The 26,658-nt window shown below is 34.4% G+C and carries 22 protein-coding genes and 3 pseudogenes; 16 read left to right on the plus strand and 9 right to left on the minus strand.

The genetic code is table 11. From position 1 onward, the window contains the following. Positions 1 to 47 precede the first annotated feature (47 nt). Both dnaX and ABWH96_RS08340 read left to right on the plus strand, forming a co-directional pair. Positions 48 to 1,157: a DNA polymerase III subunit gamma/tau gene (gene dnaX, locus ABWH96_RS08335; protein ID WP_375581004.1), complete on the plus strand. Its 1,110-nt coding sequence runs from the start codon at positions 48 to 50 to the stop codon at positions 1,155 to 1,157. Between the two features lie 332 nt (positions 1,158 to 1,489). Next, positions 1,490 to 1,732: a hypothetical protein gene (locus ABWH96_RS08340; protein WP_375581005.1), complete on the plus strand. Its 243-nt coding sequence runs from the start codon at positions 1,490 to 1,492 to the stop codon at positions 1,730 to 1,732. Here ABWH96_RS08340 and ABWH96_RS08345 read toward each other — a convergent pair. The 6 genes and pseudogenes from ABWH96_RS08345 to ABWH96_RS08370 all read right to left on the minus strand — a co-directional run bounded on the left by ABWH96_RS08345 (position 1,726) and on the right by ABWH96_RS08370 (position 8,058). Continuing rightward, positions 1,726 to 2,499, minus strand: coding sequence for a type II CAAX prenyl endopeptidase Rce1 family protein (locus tag ABWH96_RS08345; protein ID WP_375581006.1), 774 nt, complete (start codon positions 2,497 to 2,499; stop codon positions 1,726 to 1,728). The two genes, ABWH96_RS08340 and ABWH96_RS08345, sit on opposite strands and share 7 nt — an antisense overlap. A gap of 162 nt (positions 2,500 to 2,661) precedes the next feature. Further along, positions 2,662 to 3,558: a DUF3078 domain-containing protein gene (locus ABWH96_RS08350; protein ID WP_375581007.1), complete on the minus strand. Its 897-nt coding sequence runs from the start codon at positions 3,556 to 3,558 to the stop codon at positions 2,662 to 2,664. Between the two features lie 33 nt (positions 3,559 to 3,591). Further along, positions 3,592 to 4,008, minus strand: a complete 417-nt coding sequence (locus ABWH96_RS08355; protein ID WP_013455680.1) for a response regulator — start codon at positions 4,006 to 4,008, stop codon at positions 3,592 to 3,594. A gap of 169 nt (positions 4,009 to 4,177) precedes the next feature. Then, complete coding sequence (locus ABWH96_RS08360) at positions 4,178 to 6,175, minus strand: LysM peptidoglycan-binding domain-containing protein (RefSeq protein ID WP_375581008.1); 1,998 nt, start codon at positions 6,173 to 6,175, stop codon at positions 4,178 to 4,180. Next, positions 6,172 to 6,816 (minus strand): O-methyltransferase, encoded by a 645-nt coding sequence (locus tag ABWH96_RS08365; RefSeq protein ID WP_375581009.1) that lies wholly within the window; start codon positions 6,814 to 6,816, stop codon positions 6,172 to 6,174. The genes ABWH96_RS08360 and ABWH96_RS08365 overlap by 4 nt, the downstream gene beginning before the upstream one ends. A gap of 2 nt (positions 6,817 to 6,818) precedes the next feature. Beyond that, positions 6,819 to 8,058, minus strand: a pseudogene (locus tag ABWH96_RS08370) (M16 family metallopeptidase). A 120-nt stretch (positions 8,059 to 8,178) separates the two neighbouring features. Here ABWH96_RS08370 and ABWH96_RS08375 point away from each other — a divergent pair. The 4 genes from ABWH96_RS08375 (at position 8,179) to ABWH96_RS08390 (ending at position 12,351) form a co-directional block, all read left to right on the plus strand. Further along, positions 8,179 to 9,312: a glycosyltransferase family 4 protein gene (locus ABWH96_RS08375; RefSeq protein WP_375581010.1), complete on the plus strand. Its 1,134-nt coding sequence runs from the start codon at positions 8,179 to 8,181 to the stop codon at positions 9,310 to 9,312. Between the two features lie 169 nt (positions 9,313 to 9,481). Next, positions 9,482 to 11,134, plus strand: coding sequence for a glucose-6-phosphate isomerase (gene pgi / locus ABWH96_RS08380; RefSeq protein WP_375581011.1), 1,653 nt, complete (start codon positions 9,482 to 9,484; stop codon positions 11,132 to 11,134). Between the two features lies 1 nt (position 11,135). Next, entirely contained in the window at positions 11,136 to 11,855 is a 720-nt protein-coding gene (locus ABWH96_RS08385) for an aminoacetone oxidase family FAD-binding enzyme (protein ID WP_375581012.1), read from the plus strand. 25 nt (positions 11,856 to 11,880) lie between these two features. Continuing rightward, positions 11,881 to 12,351 carry an NAD(P)/FAD-dependent oxidoreductase gene (locus tag ABWH96_RS08390; protein WP_375581013.1) on the plus strand — a complete coding sequence of 157 codons (471 nt, stop codon included), beginning with the start codon at positions 11,881 to 11,883 and terminating at the stop codon, positions 12,349 to 12,351. Positions 12,352 to 12,407: 56 nt separating this feature from the next. Here the strand turns inward: ABWH96_RS08390 and ABWH96_RS08395 are convergent, their stop codons facing one another. Then, the gene (locus ABWH96_RS08395; RefSeq protein ID WP_375581014.1) at positions 12,408 to 13,913 is read right to left on the minus strand and encodes a DUF4301 family protein; all 1,506 of its coding nucleotides are present in this window, start codon (positions 13,911 to 13,913) and stop codon (positions 12,408 to 12,410) included. Positions 13,914 to 13,931: 18 nt separating this feature from the next. After that, a pseudogene (locus tag ABWH96_RS08400) lies at positions 13,932 to 15,754 on the minus strand (glycosyltransferase). Between the two features lie 227 nt (positions 15,755 to 15,981). On the opposite strand from ABWH96_RS08400, the pseudogene ABWH96_RS08405 reads away from it, so the two are divergent. From ABWH96_RS08405 to ABWH96_RS08435, 7 genes and pseudogenes are all read left to right on the plus strand, one after another. Continuing rightward, a pseudogene (locus tag ABWH96_RS08405) lies at positions 15,982 to 17,981 on the plus strand (TIM-barrel domain-containing protein); the annotation flags it as partial. Between the two features lie 75 nt (positions 17,982 to 18,056). Beyond that, the gene (locus tag ABWH96_RS08410) at positions 18,057 to 18,404 is read left to right on the plus strand and encodes a DUF5110 domain-containing protein (RefSeq protein WP_375581475.1); all 348 of its coding nucleotides are present in this window, start codon (positions 18,057 to 18,059) and stop codon (positions 18,402 to 18,404) included. Between the two features lie 19 nt (positions 18,405 to 18,423). Next, positions 18,424 to 19,641 carry a glycosyltransferase family 4 protein gene (locus ABWH96_RS08415; RefSeq protein ID WP_375581015.1) on the plus strand — a complete coding sequence of 406 codons (1,218 nt, stop codon included), beginning with the start codon at positions 18,424 to 18,426 and terminating at the stop codon, positions 19,639 to 19,641. Then, positions 19,634 to 20,629, plus strand: coding sequence for a hypothetical protein (locus ABWH96_RS08420; RefSeq protein ID WP_375581016.1), 996 nt, complete (start codon positions 19,634 to 19,636; stop codon positions 20,627 to 20,629). The genes ABWH96_RS08415 and ABWH96_RS08420 overlap by 8 nt, the downstream gene beginning before the upstream one ends. A 178-nt stretch (positions 20,630 to 20,807) precedes the next feature. After that, positions 20,808 to 21,812 (plus strand): acyl-CoA reductase, encoded by a 1,005-nt coding sequence (locus tag ABWH96_RS08425; RefSeq protein ID WP_375581017.1) that lies wholly within the window; start codon positions 20,808 to 20,810, stop codon positions 21,810 to 21,812. 231 nt (positions 21,813 to 22,043) lie between these two features. Then, complete coding sequence (locus tag ABWH96_RS08430) at positions 22,044 to 23,252, plus strand: TIGR00366 family protein (protein ID WP_375581018.1); 1,209 nt, start codon at positions 22,044 to 22,046, stop codon at positions 23,250 to 23,252. Further along, on the plus strand, positions 23,221 to 23,385 hold the full coding sequence (locus ABWH96_RS08435) for a TIGR00366 family protein (RefSeq protein ID WP_375581019.1): 165 nt from the start codon (positions 23,221 to 23,223) through the stop codon (positions 23,383 to 23,385). The genes ABWH96_RS08430 and ABWH96_RS08435 overlap by 32 nt, the downstream gene beginning before the upstream one ends. Positions 23,386 to 23,757: 372 nt before the next feature. Here ABWH96_RS08435 and ABWH96_RS08440 read toward each other — a convergent pair whose 3' ends face one another. Then, entirely contained in the window at positions 23,758 to 24,378 is a 621-nt protein-coding gene (locus ABWH96_RS08440; protein ID WP_375581020.1) for a histidine phosphatase family protein, read from the minus strand. A gap of 35 nt (positions 24,379 to 24,413) precedes the next feature. On the opposite strand from ABWH96_RS08440, the gene ABWH96_RS08445 reads away from it, so the two are divergent. From ABWH96_RS08445 to ABWH96_RS08455, 3 genes are all read left to right on the plus strand, one after another. Further along, a complete protein-coding gene (locus tag ABWH96_RS08445; protein ID WP_375581021.1) occupies positions 24,414 to 24,908 on the plus strand; it encodes a hotdog fold thioesterase in 495 nt (164 codons plus the stop codon). Continuing rightward, positions 24,869 to 26,131: a chorismate-binding protein gene (locus tag ABWH96_RS08450; RefSeq protein WP_375581022.1), complete on the plus strand. Its 1,263-nt coding sequence runs from the start codon at positions 24,869 to 24,871 to the stop codon at positions 26,129 to 26,131. Before ABWH96_RS08445 ends, ABWH96_RS08450 begins: the two co-directional genes overlap by 40 nt. A 63-nt stretch (positions 26,132 to 26,194) precedes the next feature. Then, positions 26,195 to 26,650: a MarR family winged helix-turn-helix transcriptional regulator gene (locus ABWH96_RS08455; protein ID WP_375581023.1), complete on the plus strand. Its 456-nt coding sequence runs from the start codon at positions 26,195 to 26,197 to the stop codon at positions 26,648 to 26,650. Positions 26,651 to 26,658 lie beyond the last annotated feature (8 nt).

Consider the following 26,658-nt stretch of genomic DNA (forward strand, 5'->3'; position numbering starts at 1 on the left):
CCTTAATTCATATCTTAAAATCAAAAGGGTATTTATAAATTGCGCTAATGGAAAATTTTGTTGTATCAGCAAGGAAATATAGACCAAAGGGTTTTGATGAAGTAGTAGGCCAGAAGCATATAACTACTACTTTGAAGAACGCAATTGACAACGATCATTTGGCGCAATCACTTTTGTTTTGTGGCCCAAGAGGAGTTGGTAAAACCACTTGTGCAAGAATTTTAGCAAGGCTGATCAACGATTTTGAAGTGGATAATATGGAAGGTTCATCTTCGCTTAATATCTATGAGCTAGATGCTGCCTCAAACAACTCTGTGGATGATGTACGAAATCTTATCGATAAAGTAAGAGTACCGCCACAGCACGGGAAATATAAAGTCTATATCATTGATGAGGTTCACATGCTTTCCAATGCTGCTTTTAATGCTTTCTTAAAAACATTAGAGGAGCCACCTTCTTATGCTATTTTCATTTTAGCTACTACGGAAAAGCATAAAGTAATTCCTACTATTTTATCCAGATGTCAGATTTATGATTTCAATAGAATTAAGGTTTCTGATATTTCGGATCATTTAAAAGAGATAGCGGATAGGGAAGGAATTGAAGCAGAAGATGCTGCTTTACATTTAATTGCCCAAAAAGCGGATGGAGCTTTGCGTGATGCGCTTTCCATTTTCGATTTGATTGTTACTTTTTCTCCGGATAATAAAATCACCTATCAGGCGACTATAGATAATCTACATATTCTTGATTATGACTATTACTTTAAAGTAACTGATGCTCTAAATCAAGAAAAAATACCTGAGGCTTTATTATTGTTTGACGAAATATTGAAAAATGGCTTTGATGGTCATAATTTTATCAATGGACTAGCTTCTCATTTCAGAGATTTATTAGTGTGTAAAGATGAATCTACTTTGCAACTATTAGAAGTATCTGAACAAGTTAAAGCACAATACAAAAAGCAAGCTGCTGAAGTTTCACCATCATTTATTCTTTCAGGACTTCAAGTATTAAATCAGACTGATCAATCATACAAAGCAAGTAAAAACCAGCGACTTGCTGTTGAACTCTCTTTAATGAAATTAGCTAAAATCAATAGTGCCATTGATTTAGCAAAACAGAATGATGCAGTTCTAAAAAAAAAAGTGAGTTAAACCAGTCAAAGGAAGAAGTAATTTCTTCAGAAGGAGATGCTAAAGGAAAATCATTAGCAGATCAGATCGCTGCAAAAGCAACACAAAGCAAGCCTTTAAAATCTTCGCCCTCAATTCCAAAACCAGGAGAGAAAATCGAGCAAACTGCATCTGAACCTGCTTCAGTAAAGGAAGAAGATAAGCAGGAACTAGATGAAAACACATCACCAGGCGAAGGTAGGGAGTTAAATGAGAGTGAATTACATAAAGTTATTTTAGAGTTTTTAAAACAAAATGATGTTGGTCCTGTAGCAGAAAATTCGCTGAAAAACTCCGTAAAGCTTGATGATGAGATGATTACAGTTGAGCTGACAAATCCTATTGAGGTAGACGGAATTGAGAAAATCAGAGCTGATTTCTTAAAATTTATTAGGAATAGATTTCAGAATAACGCTATTCAATTACAACATAAGGTCAATATTGAAAAGGCTGCTGATCGACCATATACGGCCAAGGATAAATTTGAAGCTATGTTAAAAGAGAATCCTTTATTGGGTAAACTAAGGGATACTTTTGGACTTGATACTGATTATTGATCCTCAATTATCTCCATTAAATGCTTTTGTAAAACGGAGTCACTTTTGATTTCTAAATTTTTAATAGTGAAATCTATATTGTAATGCTTATAATTATGCTTTGAATCTATGCTGTCCCAATTTAATTGTTTAGCTATTTGATTGAATTTAGCGTATTTGATATCGATTTCTGTTATGAAATCAAAGTCTCTATTGATATTGATTATCTTTTCTTTGCCAAATCTATTTTCAGCGACTTCTATTTTCAGTTTGAAATCATTATTATCAATTGTTACTTTTTCTTCCAAGTTTGTGTAAAATGTGATCAGCATTAATGCAGTGTTAAAGATAGCATGTTGTAAAAACCCCCAAGCAAAACCTAGATTCATTCTTAAATAAGCCATTATAGTTCCACCAATAATTTGTGGTAAAACTAGGAAAGGAGAAAATAGCAGAATATCTGTAGATTCATCTCTATAATTGGTTATATGTACCAAGCCAAAAGCTATGATGAAGAGGTAAAAAAAGATTTTAAAGTACTTAAACCAGAAATTCTTTACTTTTTCTCTCCCAATTATGCGTCCTACTAACTTAAAGAGATAGTTTCTTTTATAGTTAAGGGGTAATCGAAATAATAATTCTTCAATAAATGGCATTAAGATTCCTCCAACTAAGATCAAGGCCAAAAGCCCGTAGTTATTTGTAAGATCTGAAATAGCGTGATTATCAAAATCTAATTCACTGAATTCCTGAATAAGGAAAACTATAAATACAGCAGGTATAATCAATAAAAAATCAATTAAAAGAAATATGAATAGTGTCTGCCACTTTTTCTTTTTCGTAATTTTTTGATGGTTTGGATTAGGATTTGGTTCTTTTAAAAATTGTATATAATCCTTAAAGTGGGTTTTTAACTGGTTGAACAAATTGATAGTTTGGTTAATTGATAGTTATATTTTTATATTGAGCCCTATGTTCATTACACTCTTAAATTGTATTCCTGCAACATTTCTAGTTTCTCCTGTAGCCTCGTTTACAATTATTTCTTTTGATTTAATATCATCATCATAAATTAACTGAGTACTGTAACTAGCCGACAGGAATTTATTTATTTTAAAATTTAGTGCAGTTTCCCAGTTTACATCAACATTACCAATTTTTTCATAATCAGAAAATAAGTTGAGGTTTGAAGATAAGTTTACATTTTCCCATATGTCTTTTTGAAAGGAAGAAGAGAAGTTTAAACCAGCCTGAAATCTATAGGTGTCCCCTGGATTTACTCCATAAGCCCCTGCAAGAGATAAGCTGTCATCTGTAACTATAGTTGTTTTTGAGGAAATAGGGGATAAAGTAGCGGTAAATATTTCTTTATATCGATAAGTAATACCAATGTTTGCCAACAAAAACCCAGGAGCCATAAATCGAGAGATAACTTCATTTTCCTCGTTCAGACCTTCATCGAATTGAGTCCTGAAATCTAGAATTCCAGATATAAAAATTCGTTTTTTAAGTTGACGACTATATCTAGATGCTAAAATGATGTTATCATCAGTTTTAATAAAAGGACTATCTCCATCGCCTTGTCTTAATAACCCGTAAGCCATATCTAATCTATTATCCCAAGCATCCTTTCCTTTGGCATATTTCAAATTGAAATTCGTTAAACCACCAATGGATATAGAGCTTTGACCACCACCATTCCAATTAGTGAGATCAACTTGTGAAAAATTCAAGTTTAATACGGCACCTTTGTCCCAGTAAGTTGTGTCAGATTTTATACTGTCATTTTGGGCAATAACTGCGGTACTTAATAATAGAAGTGTAATAAATGGAATAATTATCTTCATGGAGTAAAATTACGTTTCAAATAAGATGGACTACTAATATAAATCTAGAGAACGTATTTCATTCAAAGCATTCTCAGTCAATGGTTTAGTAATAAATTTGATTACATGGTCATTATTAACGATTTTATCAATATCCCTTTTATTATCAGAACTTGATAAAATAATAACCTTGCACTTGTCTTTAACAATGTCAGAAAATTTTTCAAACTCATAAAGAAAAACAAACCCATCAACTATAGGCATGTTAATATCCAAAAATATGATATTCGGAAGTTTATCAGGATCATCCTTGTTTTCTTCCAAATATTCTAAGGCACTCTTGCCTGAATTTTTGATTTCAACATATTTTGCGAATTCAGTTATTTCTATGATCCGCTTGCTAATGAAATTATCAGTATCATTATCATCGACAAGCATCACTAAATCAACAGTTTTTGTAGCTGTTACCATGTAAATTTACCCTTGTAATCTATTGATTAATTTTCCCTGTTTAGAGATATTTCTAAACATAAGTAAAGTTTTTTTTAATTAAAACATAAATCTTTCGAAATGCAATATTTTTTCGATAGATGTCACAAATGTACGGTATTGTGAGCAAGAATTTATGTAAAGACTATATTTATTTCTGTTTTATTAGAATTAATTCTCCTTCTTTTAAATTATAATCTTGCTTATCATTCCATTCCATAATTTCTTTTAAGCTTACATTGTATTTCTTAGCCAAAGCATACATTGTATCACCTGAGGTAACCTTATGTTCAATACTTTCCTTCTTCAGTTTTAAATTTTTATTATTAATTGGCTCTTGCTTTTCTTCAATAGGAGCAGTGTTGGAATACCCGTTTTTGTTGACCTTTATGATTTGACCAATAGATAAAGTATCTCTTATTCCTAAATCATTAGCATTCAATAATGTAGAGATTTTCATATTAAATCTATTAGCTATCGAGAAAAAAGTATCCCCTTTTTTAATTGAGTAATCAATAAAATCACTCTCCTTAAATTCATTTGAATCATCTAAATCGTTTTCATCTAATTTATCAGAATCAACAATTTCTTCTTTTAATATTAACTCTGATTCTTTTGTGCTCATTGTATCTTTACTGTTGAGAGCACTATCTACTTCATCAATGCTATCCTTTTGATTAATAGTTAAATCTTCTTTTTCAGTAGTTAAAGACATAACACTATCTTTCTCTATAATATCTTGATTATTTGAAGATATAGAATCTAACCTCTCTTTTTTAATGCTATTTTCTTCTGACTCCACCTTTTCTTTATTTTGTAAAGGTTCAGTTTGTTCCACTTTTTTAGTAGCTTCTCTATATTCGATAGAAACATTAGCTGGTCGATTATGGCGCAACCACAATACTCTTCCAACCTGTGGCTCTTGTGGGGGCTCCATCCTGTTTTTTCTATAAAGTTTTTTTAGCTTTAGTCCGTATTTTTGACTTATACCCCACATATTCTCATTCTGAGATACAGTATGGTAATAAAACTTGGCCCTATTTCTCTTTCTTCTTAAGTAATATATTTTTCCTGACTGTAACTCTTCTCTAATTTTGAGGTCATTCCATTTCCTGAATTTGTATTCATCAACTTCTGCTTCTTTTGCTAATTTTTTCACAGTATAGCCTTCAGGAGCATAAATCCCATCCAATCCATTTATTTCCACTCGATGAGGGATTGAACGATCGGATTTGCTAGGATAATTATCTACTAATGGGAATTTGTTTTGTTTATCATCATCAACCTTTCTAGGTAAGTTCTCAACTGTTGTTTTTCGTTGATTTTGTAATTTCTCAATCTTATCGAGATTACTTAATGGAACGATAACGGTATAATTTTTATCTTCTGGAATTTTACCTCTCCTGATCCACTTATTATATTCCTCTATTAATTCAAGTGGTACATTTTCATCTTTAGCAATAGCTTTAAGCGTTGTACCTTTTACGTTTTCTAATTCTTTCAAATAATAGGGTGGTTTGGAAGTGCCTACAGCATTTTCAAAGGCTATTTTGTGTGCTAAGAATTTTTTTAAATACCAATAAGTATCGTTGGTGATTTTTAATTGAGTTTTCCCGAAATTACTTTCATCTATAACATCAGCAGCTCCACCACGCCCTCTTTGGTAGGCAATTAGGGCATAAGCCCAATTATCAAAATACTTATTATGATCTTTTAAATAAGTGGCAGCAGCACGACTTGAAGACACGATGTTCATCCTTTCATCAATCTGTCGGTCGATTCTTAAATCATTTTCTAAACCTGAAATTTCTTTAAACTGCCAAAAACCAACAGCATTACTGCTAGAAACTGCATCAGAAACCAAAGCACTTTCTTGTATCACTAAATATTTAAAATCTTCTGGTAAGCTTTCCTCTCGAAAGATTCTTTCGATAATAGGCATATACATATCTACTCGTTCCAGCTTTTTTTGGAAGTATTTTTCGCTTCGAGTAAGTGCATCCACATCTGTTTGTATATCTTTTATAGCCCCTGGTGTCAGTCTTAAATCCAAATTGGCAAATTCCATACGGGAAGGAACTTGCTGAGCCCACAACTTTGTGGAGAGAATGAAGATAGCGGTAATTAATAGAGGAAGTTTTATGTTCATTTTTTTCTTAAAATCATTAATCCATCACGGATTGGGAATAATACATTTTGAACTCTGTCATCTTTGAGCACAAATTCGTTAAACTCAAGCATACTTTCAGTGTCCTTATCTAATTTTTTTCTGTTTTTCTCCAGCACTTTTCCACTCCATAATACATTGTCGACCAAAATATAACCGCCTTTTCTGACTTGGTCAATACAAAGCTTATAGTAATTCAAATAATTTGATTTATCTGCATCTATAAACACCATATCCCATGTTTTATTGAGTTTAGGTATAATATCTAAAGCTTTCCCAATTTTCATTTCAATTTTATCAGAATATTCTGAAGATTGGAAATAACCCACCACTCTTTCTTTCAATTCTTCATTCACATCTATGGTAATGAGCTTGCCATTTTCTTTTAAGCCCTCTGCCATGCAAAGTGCAGAATATCCAGTATAAGTCCCTATTTCTAATATGTTTTCAGGCTGTATCATATGAGAAAGCATGGATAAAACCCTGCCTTGTAAATGTCCACTTAGCATACGGGGCTTTAAAACCTCAGTATGAGTTTCTCTATTGATTTTATAAAGCAACTCACTTTCAGGCTCTGTGTGGGCTTCAATATATTTATCTAAATCTGGATCTAAAAACTCCATAATTATCTTCTTTTAGCTTTGTAAGTTAAGATGCTCAATCGTTCATCAGTAAAAATCTCATTAGCAGTATCTTGCAAATCTTTAGCTGAAACCTGCTTAATTTGCTCGAAAAGATCGTCTAAGGATTCTATTTTGTCTTTATCTAATAGGCTTCTACCCATCATTAGCATATAACTCATGTTGTTTTCTTCTGCCATGGCTAATTGTCCCATAAGCTGTTGTTTTGCCACATGCAATTGCAAACTACCTAAAGGTTTTTCTTGTAATTTTTTCAATTCCTTTTTCACCAATTTTATACTTTTTGGAAGCTGACCTGGATCTGTCCCGAAAAATATGCTGAAAAGGGCTGTGTCAGTAAATGGATGGTAGCCAGCATCAATGGCATAAACAAATCCATGCTTTTCCCTCAATGCCATATTTAATCTGCTATTCATTCCTGGTTCGTCCCAAAATATTGACTAGCATAAAGAAAGCTAGTCTTTTCGGATGATGGATTGGATAAGCTGTTGTCCCAATAGCACATTGAGATTGTGAAATTTCTTTATTGAAATTCAAGGTGTTAGGTTGATAAATCTCAAAAGGAATTCTATCTCTTTCCCTTTTATGGTGGGAAATTGGCTCTAAATATTTTTTGGTATAGCGCTCCAATTTTCTTTCAGATATATCGCCTACAATCGAAAAAACAGCGCGTTCCGTATCAAGATTTTCTTCCAAAAATTCCAAAAAATGCTGGCGGGTAAAGCTTTTAAGGCTTTCTTCAGTACCTAAAATATTATTTCCTAGTGGGTGTCCGGAGAAAATCACCTCATCAAATTGATCTTGAATATCATCTTCAGGAGAATCTTTGTACATCGCCATTTCTTCTAAAATGACTTGCCTCTCTTTTTCAATTTGCTTTTCAGGAAAAATGGATTGAAAAGTGATGTCTACTAACAAATCCATTGCTTTATCCAGATATTGTTCCAATACGGAAGCGTGGAAAAATATCTTTTCTTTGGTGGTGTAGGCATTTAATTCTCCCCCAACGGAATCCAATCTATTAAGTATGTGGAAGGTTTTCCGCTTTTTGGTTCCTTTAAAAGCCATATGTTCCCAAAAATGGGCAATTCCCACCTGGTGTGGCTTTTCATCACGGCTTCCAATGTCCAAAGCAAAACCGCAATGTACTATTTTCGAGTTGCTTACCGGCTGGTGGATAACTCTAATTCCGTTTTCTAAAGTCTTAATTTTATATTGATTCATTCATTCCCCGCTTAGGTGCAAAACTACAAATTATCTTTCTTTTTAAAGAAGTAATGAGTACCACAAAGGAAATTTATTTAGTTTTGAGTAGTTTCAACTTTTAGGATTTAATTTTTTAATATGCATATAGCTTTTGAAGCCAAACGTGCTTTTAACAATTTTACGGGTTTAGGTAATTATAGTCGTTTTGTAATTTCTGCTTTAAAGGAACATTATCCCAAGGAGCAATATTCACTTTTTACTCCTAAGGTGTCTAAGCGTGAAGAGGCTACTCTTTTTCATAAGGAAAATAAGGAGATTACAGTTATGCCTTCAGGCCTTTGGAAGGCAGGCTCCATGAAAAATGCTTGGCGATCCAAAAGAATTGGAAAGCTAGCAGTGAAGCAAAAAGCCGATGTTTTTCATGGTTTAAGTAATGAGTTGCCTTCTGGACTTAAAGGTAATACCAAGAAAATTGTCACTATTCACGATTTGATTTTCTTGCGGTATCCTGATTACTATCCATTTATTGACAGGAATATATATAAGAAAAAATTTAAGTCGGCTTGCAAAAAGGCAGATGAAATCATTGCGATTAGTGAGCAAACTAAAAATGATATCATTGAATTTTTCGATATTGATTCATCTAAAATCAGTGTAGTCTATCAGGGTGTGCATCCTATTTATAAGCAAGATTTGAAGACTAGGAGGTTATTGTATTTATTGGATCAGTACAGTTTACATCAACCTTATTTTTTATATGTAGGCTCAATTGAGGATAGAAAAAATGCCAAGGATCTGGTTCAGTCTTTTAAAATGGTTTTAGATCAGGTAAAACATGATTTATTGCTATTGATAGTAGGAAAGAAAACTGATTATCAGAGGGAAGTGGAGAAAGAAATTAATAAGCTTAAGTTAGATCAAAATGTTAGAATCTATAATAATATTCCCTTCACTGAATTACCTTATTTATATAAAGGAGCAGTAGCTTCGGTTTATCCATCTAGTTTTGAAGGTTTCGGTATTCCTGTATTGGAATCACTATCGGTGGGTACATCTGTTGTTACAGGAAATCAATCAGCTATGAGAGAGGCAGGAGGGAAGCATGCCCTTTATGCAGACCCAAAAAATCATGAAGAGTTAGCCGCACAAATGGTGAAATTAGCTGATGATAATGACTTTAATGAGCATTTGATTAAGGGTGTAGATACTCATTTGGAACAATTTTCGTCCAGGAAGATTGCCAAGGATTTGATGGATTTGTATCAGAGGTAGAAGCTGGAAGTCTAAATATGGCTGGAAGTGAATTTTATGGTTATCTTATATTAAGTATTTGTTCGCAGTCTTGAATTCTAGATTCTCAACAAAAATTACAGTAAAATTATATTTTTAACGTATAGACTTTAAATTTGCATCGAATTTTAAGTAAAGATTTTAAATGACCATGACATATATATCACCTATTGAAACTGAAAGTTGGAAAAAGTTAGAAGAGCATTATCAAAATACTAAGGATATTCATCTTAAAACTCTTTTTGAAGAGGATAAAGGTAGGTTTGATAAATTCACATTGAACACTAAATCACTTTTTATTGACTTTTCTAAAAATAAAATCACAGAAGAAACGCTTAGTTTACTTTTAGATTTAGCAGTTGAAATGGAATTGCCTGAGGCTATTGAATCCATGTTTCAAGGTGATAAAATTAACCAAACAGAAGGTCGTGCTGTTTTACATACTGCTTTACGAGATTTCTCCAATAATCCTGTGATGGAATCAGGTCAGGATGTGATGCCATTGGTGAAAAAGGTAAGAAAGCAAATGGAGAATTTTAGCCAAAAAATACATTCCGGTGAATGGAAAGGCTATTCTGGCAAGAAAATCAAACATATAGTTAATATTGGAATTGGTGGTTCTGATTTAGGGCCTGTAATGGTCACTGAAGCTTTAAAACCCTACAAAGTAAAAGAGATTGAAAGCCATTTCGTATCCAATGTGGATGCTACTCATATTGCGGAAGTCCTACAAAAGATTGATCCAGAAACGACTTTATTTCTAATTGCTTCCAAAACTTTTACCACCCAAGAAACCATGACAAATGCTCATACGGCAAGAAAATGGTTTTTGCAAAATGGGGGTACTGAGGAAACCATCAAAAAACATTTCGCAGCCCTTAGCACCAATAAATCTGGAGTTGAAAAATTCGGAATTGACCCAGCTAATATGTTTGAATTTTGGGATTGGGTAGGCGGAAGATATTCGCTTTGGTCAGCTATAGGTTTATCTATTGCTTTGAATATCGGCTATGATAATTTTGAAGAACTATTGAAAGGAGCTCATGAAATGGATATTCACTTCAAAGAAGCTCCTCTATCTGATAATGCACCTGTTCTTTTAGCACTAATAGGGGTTTGGTATAATAATTTTTATAAAGCCGAAACAGAGGCTATTTTACCTTATGACCAGTATTTACACCGTTTTGCTGCTTATTTCCAGCAGGGAAATATGGAAAGTAATGGTAAGTCAGTGGACAGAAACGGAAAGCCTGTTACTTATCAAACTGGTCCTGTCGTTTGGGGAGAACCAGGCACAAATGGGCAGCATGCATTTTATCAACTGATTCATCAAGGCACTAAAATGATTCCTTGTGATTTCATTGCGCCTGCTGTTTCGCATAATCCAATTGGCGACCACCATCAAAAATTACTAGCTAACTTCTTTGCTCAAACGGAAGCCTTAATGAATGGAAAAACCGAAAAGGAAGCTCGTCAGGAATTAGAACAAAAAGGTTTGAGTTCAGATGAAATTGAAAAATTATTACCTTTTAAAGTATTCAAAGGGGATAATCCAACCAATTCGATCTTGATGAAGAAAATAACGCCAAAAAGTCTTGGAAGCCTAATCGCTCTTTATGAGCATAAAATTTATGTTCAAGGAATTATTTGGAATATTTTCAGCTTTGATCAGTGGGGAGTGGAATTAGGAAAACAATTGGCAGGTCTAATCCTACCTGAATTGGATCATGATAATCCTGTAATTGGACATGATGCTTCTACGAATGGTTTGATTAATGAGTATAAGAGGATGAGAGAGGATTAAATTGGCCAGAATCACAATCATAGGAGCTGGTGCAGCTGGCATTTTTGGGGCAATTAATATTGCCACTAAAAATCCTGATGCTGAAGTGGTTGTTTTAGAGAAATCTTCTAAACTTCTTTCCAAAGTGAAAATTTCTGGTGGTGGCAGATGTAATGTCACTAATGTCTGCCAAGAACCAAAAGAGCTTATCAAAAACTATCCCAGAGGAAATAAGAAGCTTAAAAAAGCATTTGAGCAGTTTGGTACAGTTGATACTGTCAATTGGTTTGAAAGCAGAGGTGTAAAGCTCAAAGCTGAAGCAGACGGGAGAATGTTTCCGATAACGGATGATTCGCAAACCATTATCGACTGCCTTTTGAATGAGTGTAAAAAACACAAAGTAGAAATCAGAACAAAAGTCTCTGTAGAATCTATTGAGAAAACTGACAACGGTTTTTTATTGGATATAAAAGGTGCTGAAAAAATTGAATGTGATAAGATTTTAATTGCTACTGGTGGACATAATAAAATAGAAGGATTTCAGTGGTTAATGGATTTAGAACACAGTATTTCGGAACCTGTCCCTTCTTTATTTACTTTCAACCTTCCAAAATCAAGCCTTACAAATTTATTGGGTGTTGCTGTTCAAGACGTAGAAGTGAAAATAGCAGGCACTAAGCTCTCCCATCAAGGGCCATTATTGATTACACATTGGGGATTGAGCCGGTCCTGCAGTACTTAAGCTTTCTGCTTGGGGAGCCAGAATTTTGCATGAAAAGAATTACGAATATTCTGTATTGGTAAATTGGCTAAAAACTTCCAATGAAGAGGAAGCTCGCCTAACATTAACTGACTTTCAAGCTGAGAACCCTAAAAAGATGCTTTTCAATAGCAATCCATTTCAACTTCCGAAAAGATTATGGGAATATTTGTTGACTAAAAGCAAAATAGATGAAGAATTGCGCTGGAATAATTTCTCAGGAAAGAAATTCAATAAGCTAGTCAACCATTTGATAGCAGATTTATATGAAGCCTCTGGCAAAACTACTTTTAAAGAGGAATTTGTCACCGCTGGTGGTGTAAAATTAGGTGATGTGAATATGCAAACGATGGAAAGCCGAAAATGCCCTGGACTCTTTTTCGCTGGGGAGGTTTTGGATATTGATGGCGTAACAGGAGGTTTTAACTTTCAAGCTGCCTGGACTACGGCTTGGCTAGCTTCGGAAGGTATGTCTTAAAGAAAAAAGCCTTTCAAAATAGATTTGAAAGGCTTTCTTAAAATGCTTTAAATAAATCATCCTGCCTGATGCTCTTCTCTCAAAAGATCATTCACGGTTTTCACAGGATTGAAAGTGGCTAGTGGAACTTCCACAAATAGCGTAATCCAATCTGACATGGCTCCGTTCCATAATCCTGGAAGTTCTAAAGCTTTTAATTCTCTTCCGTCTTTTGATTTGCTTGTAATAAAACCAGTTTCAGGATTTCGGTATTTTATCAAATCATATTTTCTTCCGTGTAAATCTTTAATCCCGCATACTAAATCAACCGGATTAAAATGAGTGGCGTTTTTCAAAGCTTCTTGCGCTTTTTTATCATCTGGGTCAATTTGGGAAGTTTCCGCAATTTGCAAATTCAATGAGCCATCTTCTTCTCTTACCCAAAAAGGACCGCCTCCTGGCTCGCCAGTATTTTTCACCATACCACAAATCCGTATCGGACGGTGCAATAAATATTGCAAGTATCCTACCTTTTCAGAAAAGTCTAAATCTGCATAATCATCTTTAAAGACCAGAAATAAATCTTTTTTGGCGAAATTCTCAATTTCTAACAACTCCAATTCATTGATATTACGCTCTAATTGATTCTGATATCCAAATAATTTACTTTGGACACTCATTAATAATCCTGCCAAAGCCTTTTTATAATGGATGGTTTTCAACTTCAAATGATCAGGAACTACATTATCTATATTTTTAATGAAGACAATATCATGATCCAGATCATTTAAATTTTCAATTAAAGCTCCATGTCCTGCTGGGCGAAACAATAGACTTCCATCATCATTATAAAATGGAGTATTATCAGGATTTACCGCAATAGTGTCGGTTTCCGGTTTTTGTTGAGAAAAAGTAATTTCAAAATCATTAAAGCCTTTCCTTACTTTTTCAGCATGCTCTTCAAATAGTTTTTGGTGCTCTGGAGAAACTGTAAAGTGCAATCTTACCTTTCCTTCGGTACCTCTTGCATAATTTTCACCTTCTGTAAAATGTTCTCCAACAGGTGTCTTTATACCTGATTTATAATCATGAAAATCTAATAGGCCTTTTGGTAAGTTGCCATAATTCAATCCTTCTTCTAATAATAATGCTTTTACTATGGCATGATATTGTTTTTGCTTCAAAGCTTCATCTAGACTGGTTCCTGTTTCTTGTATTTTTTTATCTAAAGCTTGAGAAAAAGCAAATTTGTGAATATCATCAAAAAAGGTTTTTAAAAAATCATCTTTTTCAGCTTGTGATTCATCTTCCTCCAAAAAAGCATATAATCTTTTGAACATACGGCTTGCCGCACCACTTGCAGGAACGAACTTAATCATATTGTAGTCCACTGACTGCTTTTCATAAAAAGCAATAAAATTATCTATGCTTTCTTCAGATAATTGAATTAAGCCATCACCTTTTGTGGCTGGTCGGTCAATAGCCAAATAAGGAAATCCTTTTTTAAATCTTTCTAATTGCTCCTCTACCAACTCCACAGATTTTCCAGCTTTTTTGATATCTTCTTTTAATTTATCGTCCATAATTTCGGGTTGTTAGGTTTAAAAATAAGTTTCTAAAGCCATTTTATAACTGTTTTCGTAGGCTTTATATAAATTCTTCCAGTCAAAAACTTCTGACAAATCTTCAGATTTATTTCGCATATCTATCCGTTCTCTGCTCGTAATTTGAGTAAATTCCCATAACACATTGGTCAATTCTTCAGCTGCTTCATCAAAGCTTTTATTGGCTCTTTTCACTACAAACATGCCGTGTTTTTCATCACCTATGCTTACGTTCTTCATATAATCACCAAATCCTGATAAATCTGAAGTTACCGAAGCAACTCCCCTAGCTAAAGATTCCAAAGGAGTGTAGCCCCAAGGCTCATAGTAACTAGGAAAAACCCCCAAATGGCAAGCCCTTACGAAATCATCATATTCCATTCCAAACAAAGGATTGGTGGAAGAAATGAAATCGGGATGATAGACTACTTTAACTTTATCGGATTCGTTATTAACAAGGTTGGCTGTTCTCAAGAAATTTAAAATAGAATCATTTGCATCGTCTACCAAATTATGAGTTACGACAGGAGGTAAGCCCCCTGACTTCCAGGCTTGTATAGTCCTTCTGTGTCTTAATCTCCAATAATCATCAACCATTTCATTTAAGTTGGGCAACTTATGATCTCCTTTGCTTGATGCTGCTTGTCTGTACAATTTATTTTTAATTTGCTCCACTATTGCATTAGAATTGGTATTGATTTTATCCAGCATCGCTCTGGCATTTAAAACATCTGGATTAATAGATTGTACTGGTTGTCGAGTAATAAAAAACATTACTACTGTTAATGGTGAGCCTGCTTCTTTTAGACGGTGATTTAAGCGAGCTAAAGCCTCTAGGGTTAAATCATAGCCTTTGTTGGAGTACTCGAACCTTCCCGATGTAAAAAAATAAAGGGTTTTATTCAAGTCAAAAGAGTAGCTCCGAAAAAAGTGCCCCATGATAAAGTTTTCCAGTAGTTGCTTATACTTATGATGCAAATTCTGTACTTCATGTAACACAGAAAACCGCTCGATGTTTAAACCGTTAGGCAAAATCTTATCTGGACTTCTTCCTAATAAATGGAAACATTCTTTTCCAGTTACTTCACTTACTGTTGTAAAAACATGGGCACCATGAACACAGGCTCTTTCTAATTTCACATTGGCTTCCACATTAAAATGAACCGCTTCCTTATGCCAATCCATAAAAGGAAGATGGTCGTAAAATTGCGGGTCGTTCATTGCTAAATATCTACCTAAGAGTGTGGCATGAGTAGTGAAAACCGTTTGCAAAGGCACTTGATCCCTTCTTAAATTTGGAATGGCAGAACCAGCCATCCATTCATGGAAATGCGCTAAGGGTTTAATTTTCTTGTCTATGGCTACCCTAGTCATTTCAGAAAGGAAAATATGCACCATATAGCCAAAAGCCAAAACCTCATCCATCAAAGGGTCATGATTCTTAAAATCTATTCCATGATTTTGCCAATAATAATATTTTATATCGCCTAATTGCTGAAAAGCTGATTTATGGTCGAATAAAAGCGTTTGGGGTCTTCCCGAAACCAACCAATATCCAGATTTAATGTTCAAACCTTTTTCTCTACAAATCTTCAAAGTCTCATCTATAACTTTATGCCCGAATTCCGCCTCTTCAAAATCTGTAGCGGCTTCTTTGGGAGCATAGGGCCGATTAGAAAATAGTTTTTATCCCATTTCTTAACCATAGTAGGGACTTTAGAACGAATTACGGTATATATGCCACCTACCTGATTACAAACTTCCCAAGCAATTTCAGTTAAAATATGCTTTTCATTATCAATCGTATTATTTTCGTCCATATTAGTGCGTTTCTCAATAATTTGAATAGATTATTTAATTTATGAGATTAATCTGTATTTATGATGGATTGCACGAAAAAATACTGCATTTTCCATAAATAAAAAGAGGTTTCACTCATTAAACCTTAATTTAAAAAAAATAAAGAAATACTTAGTGTATTAACTACAATAAGTAGTTAATTTTGTAATAAGAGTAGCGATAAATCGCTAAATATTAATACGTTAAAATGGAAGAAAATAAAGACAACACCCAAGAATCTGAAAAGGATTTCGAGGGTAATTATATAGAAAAATTTCAAGAGCAGAAGGAAGAGGAATTTTATCCAGGCGGCATTATAAGCTGGAAACAAAAGAAAGGTAAAATCAAGATCTATGCTCAGCATTCTACTTTGGAATTAAGTATTATCAATGAGAAAATCCTAAAATTTAGATATGCAAATGATGGCTATTTTGAGGAAGATTTTTCCTATGCGATAGATCCTGAATTCGAATTGGGAAATTCCAATTATCAATTTGAAAATCTGCAAGATTCAATCCTGATAGAAACAGATTTATTGCAATGCTTCATAAAGAAAGCTGATGCTACCCTAAAAATCCTGGATCAAAACGGAAAGGTTTTAATTGAGGATGAAAAAGGTTATCACTGGAAAGATGAAAAACGATTTGGAGGACATGTGGTGATTTCAACGCTAAAATCTTCCAAAACCAATAAATACTACGGACTCGGAGATAAAACAGGCAGACTTAATCTGAACGGAACCCGTAGGGAATTATGGGGAACGGATTGCTATGGATATGGTAATGAGACTGATCCTGTCTATAAAAACATTCCATTTTTTATGGGATTAAATGATGGAGAAGGCTATGGTGTTTTCTTAGACAATTCATTCAGAACCTTTTTTGATTTTGGACACGAAAGAAAAGAAGCCCTGAGTTTTTGGGCACAGGGAGGTGAAATGCGCTACTACTTTATCTATGGTCCAAAATTAGAAAATGTGGTAGCAGATTATACAGAACTCACAGGGAAATCTCCTTTGCCACCAAAATGGGCTTTAGGTTATCATCAAAGTAAATGGAGTTACTATCCCGAGAGCACCGTTCGAGAATTAGCTAAATCTTTTCGCGATAAAAAAATTCCATGTGATGTTATCCATCTAGATATTGATTATATGGACGGCTATCGCTGTTTTACATGGAATAATGATAGATTTCCGAACCCTAAGCAGATGATTGATGATCTGAGAAAAGAAGGCTTTAAAACCATTGTCATCATTGATCCAGGAATTAAAATCGATCCGCTATATACAGTTTACCAGCAAGGAGTCCATCATGATTATTTCTGCCAAAGAATGGATGGCGCAAGATTTAAAGGAAGTGTATGGCCCAGCATTGTCATTTTCCTGATTTCACTAATCCTGCTGCCAGAAAATGGTGGTCTGGTTTATTTGGCGGACTTTCACAAGATGGTGTTGCCGGAGTTTGGAATGACATGAACGAGCCAGCAGTTTTTGAAGAAGGTACTTTCCCAAGAGATGTGAGGCATGATTATGACGGACATCCTTGTAGCCATAGAAAAGGGCATAATGTATATGGAATGCAAATGGCAAGGGCAACTTATGAAGGTTTAGAGCAATTTGCAGGAAATAACAGGAGCTTCACTATCACTCGTTCAGCTTACGCAGGAATTCAACGTTTCAGTTCTGTTTGGACAGGTGACAACCTTGCATCCTGGGAGCATTTGAAAATTGCCAATGTGCAATGTCAAAGGTTAAGTGCTTCGGGAGTTTCATTCGCTGGTTCTGATGTAGGTGGATTTATTGGCGCCCCTGATGGAGAATTATATACTCGCTGGATTCAAATGGCTACTTTTCATCCTTTTTTCAGAACGCATTCATCGGGGGATCATGGAAATAAGGAACCTTGGCAGTTTGAGGATAAATATTTAAATATTGTTAGAAGATTTATTGAATTGAGATATGAAATCATGCCTTATCTCTATACTACTTTCTGGCAATATGCGGAATATGCCAAACCGATGTTAAGATCCATCTCAATGGCCTATCAAGAGGATACTGAAACCCTAGAAAGAGAAGAAGAATTTCTATTGGGTCAGCATTTATTAATTTGTCCAGTTTCTTCACCTAAAGTGAAGGAGAGAATGATGTATTTGCCAGAAGGCGAATGGTATAATTTCTGGACGGATGAATTGATTTCAGGAAAAAGAGAAATACAAGTAGCCACGCCACTGGATCAAATCCCAATGTTTGTAAAGGTTGGTGCAATCATTCCAATGCAAGATAAAATGCAGTATGTGGATGAATTTGTACCCGAAAACATCAAGCTACATGTTTATAAAACTACTAATGAAACTGAAAGTCAATTGTATGAAGATGATGGTCTAACTAAAGATTTTGATATGGGCATCAGTACATTGCACACTTTTACTCAGAAATCCGTAGACAACACTACCATCATTCAGCATAAAATGGAATCGGAATATGAATCAGGTTCAAAAGGCTTTGAAATTCATTTGCATGGATTTGGTAATGTTGAAAAAATAATTGTTGATGGAAATACTGTCAGCGCAAACAATGATTCTAAAATAATAGTCGATAGAAATTTTGACTCCTTAGAGATCATAAAACAATAAACCTTAAAAATAATTGCTCATGGAGGTATTAATGATAGGTCCCGGGAATCCGAACCCGCAAAACAGTGGATTAGGAATTGCTTGCTACCATATTGCTCAGCATTTAGCTAAAAATGTGCACTTAAAGTTATTTTCAGTAGAGAGTGCAGAAGAATTGGCTGATCAGGAAGTGGAAAGCAGCAGAACCGAAACGCTAAACCGACAAAAATTAACCAACAAAAAGCAACTAAATGCTGATTTGGTTCACCTATCAGTCAAAAGTGAGCTGAATCCTTATCTCTATTCTTCAAGTGTTGAAATAGAGCAACATTATAATGAAAACATAGAGATTTCGGTACAAGAGGCTCTGGAAGATTTCAGCCAGAAAATTGTATTGAAAAGTCGAAATTTAGATTTCGATATTATTTATGCACATGATTGGACTGCCATTCCGGCCTCTAAAAGATTGAAAGAATTGACCGGAAAACCATTTGTATTGCACATTCATGCTTTGGATTATGACCGAAGTGGTAAAAAGAGCAATTCATGGCTATTTGAATTAGAAAAAGAAGGAATGCAAATAGCTGATTTGGTGATTGCTGTTAGTGAATACCATAAAAAGATTATGGTTAAAGAGTACGGTATTAAAACCTCCAAAATCAAAGTGATTTACCATGGAATTGATGAACTGCAAGCATCCGATTATAAAGCACCCTTTGATGAAGATATTGTTTTATTCTGCGGAAGATTGAGTCTTCAAAAAGGAGCTAGTACTTTTATTGATATTGCAGATGCATTATTGAAGAAAGAAAAAAATCTTCGTTTTGTGGTTACAGGACAAGGTGAATTAATGGAAGAAATGATTGCCTCCTCCACTGAGAAAGCTATACTAGATAAAATTCATTTTACGGGTCATCTTCCTCAAGAAGATGTTTTCGCCATTATGAAAGCATCTCAAGTAATGGTAATGCCCTCTTTATCAGAACCATTTGGTTTATCTGCTTTGGAAGCATCCTGCCTTGAATTACCTATAGTTTTATCAAAAAATTGTGGTGTAGCCGAAGTTCTAAAAGATGTTCCTAAAGTAGCAAAAAGCGATATTGATAGCTATGTTACGGCTATTCGGGAAATATTGACGAACAAAAAGCAATCATCAAAAATCGCAAAGCAGAATGCAGAATCTGTTAAGAAAAGAAATTGGGAGACGGTTTCAGAAGATATTTTTTCAGCTTTAAAGCAAGAATTCAAAAATGGATAATTATCAAATCATACATTTTAATCACCCTCTAGAGGTGAATAAATTATCTTTTTTAGATATTGAAAAAAAACTTTTGGCTATCGATGAAGCTAAAAGTAAGAAAGATTTCATTAATGATTTCCCCAACACCATTCTGCCTAAATTGAAAACGGTTTTGAAAATGGCAGAGGAAAATAAAGCTCCTTTGGTTTATTTCAGTTTACCATTTTTAAATTTCTTAAATGAGGCAGATACTAATCTCCTACTAGAAATCAAAAAGCAGGTGAATGCAGGGAAAATTCAATTGGTGGGTTCCTGTGCTTATCATTCTTTCAGCTATTTATGTTCTCCAATTCTTTTCAAAAAGGAAGCAGAATTGTATTTGGATGGCTTGAAAGATTATTTTGATAAGAAACCTGGAATGTTCATCAATACTGCTTGTTTGTATGATGACCAAGTAGCAGAAATTGTAAAATCTTTAGGTTATCAGGGCATTATTGCCACAGCAAATCCATGGCATTTGGCTGGCAAACATTCAGGTCAGGTTTATAAATCGAATACTGCACAACCATTTAATATTTTACTTTCGAATGGTGATGGACCGGATAATTTTCAAATTAGCTTGGTGAATGGATATGGCAGTGCTTATACTTCTGATTTTATTGAAAAGGATATTTCAAATAAAAAGCAGATACAGGAACTGTTTTTAATAGGTAATGAAGAAGAACATTCCGTTTATGCAGTGAGCTTACCTTTAAGTTCACCATCCTGGGAACATAAAATTCCAGATTACACCAACAATCCACTGCAAAAAGCTTTATTGAAGCAAATTTCAGCCTTAGTCAATCAATATCATGATAAATTATCTGTTGAGGATTTAAAACTCTTAATGCTACTCTGCCAACCAGACCACCTCTTGCAAATCAACCAAACTAGTAAAGAGGAGGGTTATGACCATTTTATTAGCAGCATGAATCATTTGACTGATATAAGTTTGCGGTATAAATAATCATGAATGAATATCAGTTTTAAATCATAGTTATTTTGACATGAGGCCTGTGATATTGACCAAATGTTTAGCAATTACATTTCTTCTAATTTCCTTCTTTATAACTTCTTAATTATTATTTCAATCCTGCATAAATTCATGTAATTTCGCATTTCGATATTCAAATCTTTAGATATCCATGAATTTATCAGCGCGAATAGAAGCCTTTAAAACTTTAGGAGAACAATTACGAAATATGAGTGAATCCGAATTGGATGAATGGTATTTTCGTGCCACAGCGCATAATAATTGGTTTACTCGTGAAAATGTAGTGCATGCAGTTAAGGCTTTAGGTGGGATGTTAGAGACTGAAAAACTAGAGCAATGGATAGAAAAATATGATTTAGCTGAAGAAAGTTCTAAAAAGATAGCAGTTATCATGGCGGGAAATATTCCACTTGTTGGTTTTCACGATTTCTTATCCGTATTGATTTCAGGACATAGTGTTATGGCCAAATTAAGTTCTCAGGATCCATATCTATTGAAAGAAATTGTCGCAAAGTTAGTGGCTATCAATCCAGAATTTGAAAATAAGATTGAACTGACTCAAGAGACTATTGGTGGTTTTGATGCCGTGATAGCAACAGGTAGTAATAATTCTGCGAGATATTTTGAGCAATATTTTGGCAAATACCCTAACATTATACGAAAAAACAGAAGCTCAGTAGCCGTTTTAACAGGAAAGGAAACTGAAGAGGAAATCCAAGCTTTGGGTAAAGATATATTTCAATATTACGGTTTAGGATGCCGAAATGTAAGCAAACTTTTAGTACCAGAAGGATTTGATCTTTCTCCCTTCATTAAGGCTTTAGAAGGCTTTAAATGGGTGGCAGATCATCATAAATGGGTAAATAATTACGATTACAATAAATCTATCTACTTAGTAAATGACGAGCCTCATTTAGATTCTGGCTTTTTCCTGATGAAAGAGGATGAAGGATTAGTGTCTCCTATATCTGTACTATTTTATGAATTTTATAAAAATGAAAGAGAGCTAGAAGATAAATTGGCAAAGCAAGAAGAGCAAATTCAGTGTGTGGTGAAAAAAGGTGCTGAAATTGAGCCTGGAAAAGCTCAAAAGCCCGAACTTTGGGATTATGCAGATGGGGTGGATACCTTGGAGTTTTTGTCCCAATTAAAATAGTATAAATATCCTGATTCTTAAGCTTGATTCTCTCAAGTTTATAGATGGATGTGGGATGAAGGAGTGATGGATGTAAGCCTTAATACTCAAGAAGAGGTGATTAAGTCAGTACCGAAGATCAGACCGGAAACAGCAACAAAAATTCTTGAAGTATGAAATTCAAAAATTTTCTTTTGTACTTTGTGAGCCAAGATAATACTTAATTGGTAATCCATAATTTGTAATTAAAAAATGTCATTCTCAAGGCAATACATTAAACTAGTAGAAAGATTTCTCCCGTCTCCATTTGTGATTGCTTTACTTTTAAGTGCTATTACATTTTTCTTGGCTTTACTTTTTACTGGTCAGGACGGAAATATATTTGAGCAATCCCAAAGCATTTTAGGATATTGGCAAACTGGTTTTTGGGAACTATTGGCTTTTACCATGCAAATGGTACTCATCCTGCTTTTGGGTCATACACTAGCTTTAACTCCATTTTTTTCCAGAATCATAAATAAAATAGCCTCTATTCCAAATAATACTGCTCAAGCAGGATTTTTAATTAGTTTTTTCACCATTATCATGAGTTTTCTAAACTGGGGGCTATGTCTGGTTTTTGGTGCCATTCTCAGTAGAAGGATTGGAGAGAATTTCACTGCTCAAAATAAATCCTTCAACTATGGAATATTAGGTGCTGCGGGTTATTCAGGAATGATGGTTTGGCATGGTGGATTATCAGCTTCTGCACCCTTGAAGGTAGCAGAAGCGAAGCATTTTTTATTGGATAAAATGGGTGTAATCAGCATTTCTGAAACGCTATTATCTAGTATGAATATTGTCATAAGTATTGTGCTTCTGATTGCTGTCCCAAGTTTGTTCTACCTATTAGGAAAATATTTTAAGTCAAACTCTGATTATCAATCAATACTTACTCAAAAAGAAGAAAAGGTTGAGGAAAGCCAATCAAATGACAGTGAAAATAAAGCTTGGATAGCTTATGCTTTAGGTGGAGTCATGCTTTTAAGTGCAATCCTATTTGCAATTGATAAATGGCAATCTAATCAGGCTTTTATGGATTTGAATTTTGTCAATTTCTTATTCCTTACTTTGGGGATTTTACTTCATGGAAGTCTGGCAAAATTTATGTCAGCTGTAAATTCTGGTATTCAGGGAGTGAGCGGAATCGTTATTCAATTTCCTCTATATTCTGGAATAATGGGTATTATGAAATATTCAGGTTTGGTGATTCTAATTTCTGATTTTTTTGTTTCCATTTCTACTGCCACTTCATTTCCAATTTTAACTTTTTTCAGTGCGGGTTTAGTGAATTTTTTCGTCCCATCAGGTGGCGGACAATGGGCAGTTCAAGCTGCCAATAGTGGTAGAAGCAGCACAAGCTTTAAACATCCCCATTCCGAAAATTGTGATGGCATTGTCTTATGGAGACCAAATCACTAATATGTTGCAGCCATTTTGGGCTTTGCCATTATTAGGGATCACGCAACTGAAAGCCAAGGATATTTTGCCTTACAGTCTATTTGCTTTGATCTTAGGTAGTTTGATTTTTATTGGGGGCTTGTTAATATTTTAGTTTGCTTCAAATTAACAGTTTTGTAAATTTTGATTTAAGTTGTTCCGTGCGTGCTGGAGGACAAGTTTACTTTTTTAAGTTATTTCACTTCAAGGAAAAACCATACGACTTATACTAGGTAGTGGCAAAAGATCTAACTCGTCCACTTCCGAGGAACTCGGAAAAGCGGGAGGGATGAAAGTTTAGCGGGCCAGCGTTGGCATCGCGCGTGGAAGCCAGCCAGAGGCTGGTCAGCCTCTGGCTGACATTAAACTTTCTAGAATTTTTGTTTCTTTTTGTTCATGCAAAAAGAAAGAGAGAAAAAGTACAAAATGGAAGTTTAATCCCTACTCTTTTTTATAATATCTGTAAAACCTGAACCCAATAATTTCTTTACTTAACCCCACTCAAATGCCCCTTATCATTATATTTCACCAACTGATACATATTCTTTGTTGCCCTAATGTGGTATAAAGCTAAATTCGAATGCTCAAATATATCCATATCATAAAGCGGATAATTGAATAGCTGAGCCAATAAAATCCGCATCGCCCTACCATGCATACAAATCAAGACTTTTTGTTCATCCTCTTTGCTCATGATGTATTTCATGGTATCAAACTGACGCATGGCTACCTGATCAGGAGACTCTCCACCTTCAACGGGCAAGGAAGTTTCGCCTTGTTTCCATCTTTCAAGCATGGAATAGTAATATTTATTTTCTTCAGGCGTGAAGGGCTGACCTTCTCGGGTTCCCCAACTGATTTCATTCAATCCTGAAAGTTTTTCATAAACCAACCCCTTATCAATAAAATTTTTTACTGACTCATGTGTTCTTTTCAAAGTTGAGATATATAATTTATCAAAAGGAAAATCGCCATATGCTTTAAAAAACTCCTCGGCTTGTTTTCTTCCTGTATCATTTAATGAAGCATCCACTCCACTACCCTGTACTATTCCTCTAAGATTGTAATCCGTCTGACCGTGGCGAACTATGTATATATCTTTTACCATATCAATTTTCTAAAATCAATCAATTTCAATAAATAATGTTCAAAATTGAAAGTGAATCCGTAATTTTCGGCTCGAAATTACAAAACAGAATCAGTGCAATTACTATGGATAGGAAATTTCTTCAAAAACCAAGCGTAGAAGAACTCAATAAATTGGGCAAAAATACCATTTCTGAGGTTTTAGGTATGAGTTTCACCAATATTGGTGACAATTATCTTGTTGCTAAAATGCCAGTTGATAAAAGAACTCATCAACCTTATGGCTTACTGCATGGTGGAGCCTCAGTAGTTTTAGCTGAAACTTTAGGAAGTGTAGCGGCTATGCTCATGGTCGATCCTGAAAAATTTTATTGTGTTGGATTAGATATAAATGCTAATCATATACGTGGTATTAAGGAAGGATGGGTTTATGGGAAAACAACTCCTGTTCATATTGGAAGGACCACTCAAGTTTGGCACATAGAAATTAAGAACGAGCGTGAACAATTGATATGTGTAAGTCGTATTACAATGGCAGTAGTGAAAAAATAATTTTGGAAAAAGCAACTCAAGAAATAGAACATATTCAGCTTACAGCTGAGACACATCTCAATAAGTTTTTGGCATTTGCACAACAGCGAAATGCTGCAATTGCTGTTTATAGACTACCAAATGACTCAAAATTGCAGATTTTATGTGATTTATCAGGAGGGAAGTCTATAGCGGAACTTAATTTGGAAGACTTATCTTCTGGGTTTTTACTCCATCCTTTTCAAACTGGTATTGATAAAATTGTGCATTTTGATTCGGAGATAATAGCTAAAATCAATTTAAACGGAGAAAATAATTCAAAAGATGAGCCAGATTCTTTAGAATGGCAGAAATCTCCCAAAGAAGAAATCGAGAAGAAAATTGAAAATTCAAACTCCCAATTTGATTTCAATTTATTGGAAAAGGGTTCAAATAATCAATCGACTTTAGCTTCCGATTATATCGATATGGTGGAGAAAGGAATTCAACTCATAAAAAGAGAAAAATTTTATAAGGTAGTTCCTTCCAAAATCAAAAATATTGAAAGCAATAATGACATCAATTTGGGTCAGGCTTTTGTTAATGCTTGCGAAAAGTATCCAAACGCATTTGTCAATTTAACTTACTCAGCAAAAACAGGTTTATGGTTTGGCGCAAGTCCAGAAACTTTAATTGAAGATAAAAAGGGCGAGTATTTTAAAACGATGGCTTTGGCAGGAACTCAAGCAAAGTCAGAAAAAAGCATAGCCGAAACTACCTGGACACAGAAAGAAATTGAAGAGCAAGCTTATGTTTCTCGTTATATAATCAATTGCTTCAAGAAAATAAGGTTGAGGGAATTTGATGAAATCGGTCCTAAAACTATTCAAGCAGGCAAACTTTTACATTTAAAAACTACTTTCAAAGTCCATACTAAAACTGTTAATTTTCCAGAATTGGGTTCCGTTATGCTGAAGTTATTACACCCCACTTCTGCAGTTTGTGGCATGCCGAAAGAGCCTGCCTTAAATTTCTTGACTAATGAAGAAAAACATAATCGAGACTATTTTAGTGGTTTCCTTGGCCCAGTCCATTTAGATGGTTTAAGTCATTTGTTTGTAAACCTTAGGTGTTGTCAAATCAATAATCAATCCGTTACTTTTTATGCAGGTGCTGGAATTACTGAAGATTCAAAAGCAGAAAAAGAATGGGAAGAAACTGAAATGAAGTGTGAAGTTTTGTCTAATATAATTTTCGGAATATAGAATTTAATCCTTACTTTTGATTCGTTAGTCGATGATTTAGGAATATTAATCGAAAAATGAGGGATGAAAAGAGGGTCTTTAAATAAGAATTCAAATCTAATAATAGGTCAAATATATTCTTCTTTACTTAGTTGTCAGCAAAAATTGTCTTACAATCTATCTCAGGAAATGAAAGCTTTTGGTATTACTCGCCAGCAATATGAAGTGCTTACAATCCTAAATGATAATTCCACTAAGACTATGAACCTAAATAAAGTTAAAAGTTATTTGAGGGAGAATGTGCCTGATATTTCTCGTATTGTTCAGAGGTTAGTTGAAAAAAGATTGATTAATAGAACGCGACAAGCAGATGATAAAAGAAACTCAGCTATCTCTATAAATCAGGAAGGGGTAAGACTTATAGAACAGATTGAACCCATCATTAAGAAGAAAATGGATGATTTTTTTGGAGTTTTAACTTCGGAAGAATTAGGGGAACTTTCCAGAATTATTACAAAAGTCAACCAAAACAAAGACTAATTCTTAAA

Origin of the sequence: Marivirga tractuosa (genome assembly GCF_042140215.1) — a bacterium.
Lineage (GTDB): Bacteria > Bacteroidota > Bacteroidia > Cytophagales > Cyclobacteriaceae > Marivirga > Marivirga tractuosa_A.

Coding starts and splice junctions, on each gene's coding strand:
- ABWH96_RS08365 (WP_375581009.1), bottom strand. CDS start 6,816: ATGGAGTTTTTAGATCCAGATTTAGATAAATATATTGAAGCCCACACA.
- ABWH96_RS08355 (WP_013455680.1), bottom strand. CDS start 4,008: ATGGTAACAGCTACAAAAACTGTTGATTTAGTGATGCTTGTCGATGAT.
- ABWH96_RS08375 (WP_375581010.1), top strand. CDS start 8,179: ATGCATATAGCTTTTGAAGCCAAACGTGCTTTTAACAATTTTACGGGT.
- ABWH96_RS08425 (WP_375581017.1), top strand. CDS start 20,808: ATGAATTTATCAGCGCGAATAGAAGCCTTTAAAACTTTAGGAGAACAA.
- ABWH96_RS08435 (WP_375581019.1), top strand. CDS start 23,221: ATGGCATTGTCTTATGGAGACCAAATCACTAATATGTTGCAGCCATTT.
- ABWH96_RS08350 (WP_375581007.1), bottom strand. CDS start 3,558: ATGAAGATAATTATTCCATTTATTACACTTCTATTATTAAGTACCGCA.
- ABWH96_RS08445 (WP_375581021.1), top strand. CDS start 24,414: ATGTTCAAAATTGAAAGTGAATCCGTAATTTTCGGCTCGAAATTACAA.
- pgi (WP_375581011.1), top strand. CDS start 9,482: ATGACATATATATCACCTATTGAAACTGAAAGTTGGAAAAAGTTAGAA.
- ABWH96_RS08450 (WP_375581022.1), top strand. CDS start 24,869: ATGTGTAAGTCGTATTACAATGGCAGTAGTGAAAAAATAATTTTGGAA.
- dnaX (WP_375581004.1), top strand. CDS start 48: ATGGAAAATTTTGTTGTATCAGCAAGGAAATATAGACCAAAGGGTTTT.
- ABWH96_RS08455 (WP_375581023.1), top strand. CDS start 26,195: ATGAAAAGAGGGTCTTTAAATAAGAATTCAAATCTAATAATAGGTCAA.
- ABWH96_RS08430 (WP_375581018.1), top strand. CDS start 22,044: ATGTCATTCTCAAGGCAATACATTAAACTAGTAGAAAGATTTCTCCCG.
- ABWH96_RS08360 (WP_375581008.1), bottom strand. CDS start 6,175: ATGAACATAAAACTTCCTCTATTAATTACCGCTATCTTCATTCTCTCC.
- ABWH96_RS08415 (WP_375581015.1), top strand. CDS start 18,424: ATGGAGGTATTAATGATAGGTCCCGGGAATCCGAACCCGCAAAACAGT.
- ABWH96_RS08440 (WP_375581020.1), bottom strand. CDS start 24,378: ATGGTAAAAGATATATACATAGTTCGCCACGGTCAGACGGATTACAAT.
- ABWH96_RS08340 (WP_375581005.1), top strand. CDS start 1,490: ATGATTACAGTTGAGCTGACAAATCCTATTGAGGTAGACGGAATTGAG.
- ABWH96_RS08420 (WP_375581016.1), top strand. CDS start 19,634: ATGGATAATTATCAAATCATACATTTTAATCACCCTCTAGAGGTGAAT.
- ABWH96_RS08395 (WP_375581014.1), bottom strand. CDS start 13,913: ATGGACGATAAATTAAAAGAAGATATCAAAAAAGCTGGAAAATCTGTG.
- ABWH96_RS08410 (WP_375581475.1), top strand. CDS start 18,057: ATGCAGTATGTGGATGAATTTGTACCCGAAAACATCAAGCTACATGTT.